Source organism: Flavobacterium sp. (assembly GCF_043773265.1).
Taxonomy (GTDB): domain Bacteria; phylum Bacteroidota; class Bacteroidia; order Flavobacteriales; family Flavobacteriaceae; genus Flavobacterium.
Window position 1 is genome coordinate 1 of record NZ_JAYVFH010000054.1, and the last position, 3356, is coordinate 3356.

At 28.1% G+C, this 3356-nt stretch carries 3 protein-coding genes; all 3 read left to right on the forward strand.

All coding sequences use genetic code 11. The annotated features are described in order from the left end of the window. Positions 1-433: SDR family oxidoreductase (locus ACH2BO_RS02900; RefSeq protein ID WP_395043258.1), on the forward strand; the 433-nt coding region annotated here is incomplete at its 5' end. Positions 434-494: 61 nt separating this feature from the next. Then, positions 495-1616, forward strand: coding sequence for an ATP-binding protein (locus tag ACH2BO_RS02905; RefSeq protein WP_395043259.1), 1122 nt, complete (start codon positions 495-497; stop codon positions 1614-1616). A gap of 132 nt (positions 1617-1748) precedes the next feature. After that, positions 1749-3356: OstA-like protein (locus ACH2BO_RS02910; RefSeq protein WP_395043260.1), on the forward strand; the 1608-nt coding region annotated here is incomplete at its 3' end.

A 3356-nucleotide genomic window follows, 5' to 3' on the forward strand; every position in this document is an offset into this window, starting at 1 on the left:
GGTTTATTCTCAATTTGGAAATAATTTTATGAAAACCATGCTTCGATTAGCATCAGAAAGAGATACAATTTCTGTGGTAAATGATCAAATTGGCTCACCTACAAACGCTGTAGATTTAGCTCAGGTTTTAATTAATATAATTTGTCACACTGAGCGCAGTCGAAGTGCTCATAACAAAGGATTTGAAATCAATAACTTTGGAATTTACAATTTCTCCAACGAAGGAAAATGTTCTTGGTATGAATTTGCTTTAAAGATATTTGAAGTAAATAACTTAAAGATAAACGTTCAACCAATTCCAACATCTAATTATCCAACTCCAGCCAAAAGACCAAGTTTTAGTGTTTTGGATAAAACTAAAATTAAATCAACATTTAAAATTGATATAAAAAGCTGGGAAGAAAGTTTAAAAACCATAATTTTTCCGTTATAAAAGAAAAAAAACAGGTTATTTTTCCGTTATAACGGAAAAATATATATATTTGAACAAAAAAATGATTTATAGAACAATCATAAAAATTATTAAAGAAGAGTTTTTTCAAAAAAAAGCAATACTAATTCTTGGCGCAAGACAAGTTGGCAAAAGCACTTTACTTAAAGCGTTATTGCAAGATCAAGAAAATATATTATGGTTAGATGCAGAAAAAGCTGATGTATCTTTGATTTTTAAAAACACAACAGCAACAAGATTAAAATCATTTTTTGGAAATAATAAGTTTATAGTAATTGACGAAGCTCAAAAAATAGATAAAATAGGAAGCGCGCTAAAACTAATAACTGATTATATTCCAGAAGTTCAAGTAATAGCAACAGGTTCTAGTGCATTTGAATTAAGAGAAAAGTTAAACGAACCTTTAACAGGAAGAAAATTTGAACACAAGTTATATCCGTTATCATTTGTAGAGATGAAAAATAATATTGGGTTGCTTGAAGAAATTAGAATGTTACCTCACAGAATGGTCTTTGGATATTATCCAGAAGTAGTTACAACCTTAAATAGCGAAGAAAAAATATTACGATTACTATCGGATAGTTATTTGTATAAAGACATATTAATGTTAAATGGAGTTAGAAAGCCAGAAAAAATGCAAGAATTACTTAAAGCATTAGCTTGGCAAATAGGTAGCGAAGTAAATTATAACGAATTAGGTAAGTTAATTGGACTTAAAAGTGAAACTGTCGAAGATTATATTCATTTACTCGAGCAATCATTTGTAATTTATAGATTAAATTCTTTCCATACCAACCAAAGAAATGAAATTAAAAAAGGAAAAAAAATTTATTTTAATGATTTAGGAATTCGCAATGCAATTATTAATGACTTTTCAGCATTTGAAACTCGAAAAGATAAAGGAAATATATTTGAAAATTATATAATTAATGAAATTATAAAAGACAGTAAGTACAATGAAAAATTCGAAAAATTTTATTTTTGGCGCACCAACGAGCAACAAGAAATAGATTTGATTATAGAAAAAAACGGACAATTAAAGACCATCGAGATAAAGTGGAATGCAACATCTAAAGCCAAATTACCTAAATCATTTTTAAATAAATATCCAACTACTGATTTTTCAGTTATTAATTCAGAGAATTTTTTCGAATGGTTCTTATAATTAAAAAGGTTAAAACACAACATCTAAACAAATATGAGTACAATCATTTTATTATGTTAAAAAAGTAAACTTTATAATTCAATTTTTATAGATTTACACCTTTGTAATACAGTATTTAAACACAAATTCAACTTGAAAAAAATAATAATTCTAATTTTTACCCTATTAAATTTTGCAGTTTTTTATGCTCAAAAAACTAGTAAAATCAATATAGAATCTTCAGACTTTATTGATATAAACGAAATTGAACTTCCCAATGCAACATTGCTTACAGGAAACGTAAGAATGAATCATGAAGGTATAGTAATGACTTGCAATAAAGCGTATTACTATAAAGATGAAAATTACATTAAGGCATTTGGAGCAGTTCAAATGGTTCAAGGCGACACGTTGACTTTAAATAGTAAGTATGCAGAATATAATGGTAATGTTAAAATAGCTTATGCAACTGGAAATGTGGTTATTCAATCTCCAGAGTCAACAATGACAACAGATACAGTATATTTTGATAGAAATATCCAAGAAGCATATTTTAACTCTAATGGAACCATTGTAAATAAAGAAAATACGTTAAAAAGTAAATCTGGTAGGTATTATGTAAAACAAAAAAAATACCAGTTTTTAGAATCGGTTACACTTACCAATCCAGAGTATGTTATAAAATCCAATCATCTTGATTATCTTACCCAACAAGGAAATTCTTATTTAAAAGGACCATCAACAATTACTGGTAAAGACAACTTTATTTATACCGAAAACGGAAATTATAATAGTAAAACCAACAGAGGTTATTTTCTTAAAAAATCGTACATAAAATACAAAGACCGACTCATTGAAGGCGATAGTTTGTATTATGATAGAAGAAAAGAATTCGCATCTGGCACGAACAATGTAAAAATTACAGATTCTATAAATAAAGCCATTATTAAAGGTCATTATGGCGAAGTATATAAAAACAAAGACTCACTTTTTATTACTAAACACGCTTCTATTAGATATTTAATAGAAAAAGATTCTATGTTTATTCATGCCAAAAAAATTATTGTTACTGGTAAAGTTGGCGAAAGAGTAGTTGTAGGTCAAAAAAACGTACGCTTTTATAAAACAGACATGAGTGGAAAGTGCGATTCTATTCATTCCAATCAAAAAATTGCGCTCACAAAGCTAATAGGAAAACCCATTTTATGGAATTATGAAAAGCAATTAACTGGCGATATTATGCATTTAATTGGCAACAATACAACCGAAAAGTTAGATTCGCTCAAGGTTCTTAATAACACATTTATAATTTCTAAAGACACTATTGGACCAGGATTTAATCAAATAAAAGGATTAAATTTATATGGAAAATTTAAAGACAATAGACTTTACGAAACCGATGTTGTAAAAAATACCGAAGTAATTTATTATTTAAGAAACGATAAAAACGAATTAATTGGCATAAATAAAAACGTTAGTAGTAGAATTAATATGCTAATGGACGATAAAAGCAAAATTGATACCATAACATTTTTCGACAATGTAGATGGAGATATTTATCCAGAAAAAGATTTGCCAGAAAACGCCAGAAAGCTAAGAGGTTTTGTGTGGCGAGGCGATGAACGAATAAAAAACAAAGAAGAAATTTATCCAAATCAATCTCTTCTTGTGGATAAATTTCTTCTTTGTTTTTTATTCGTTCATCGCCTCGCCACACAAAACCTCTTAGCTTTCTGGCGTTTTCTGGCAAATCTTTTTCTG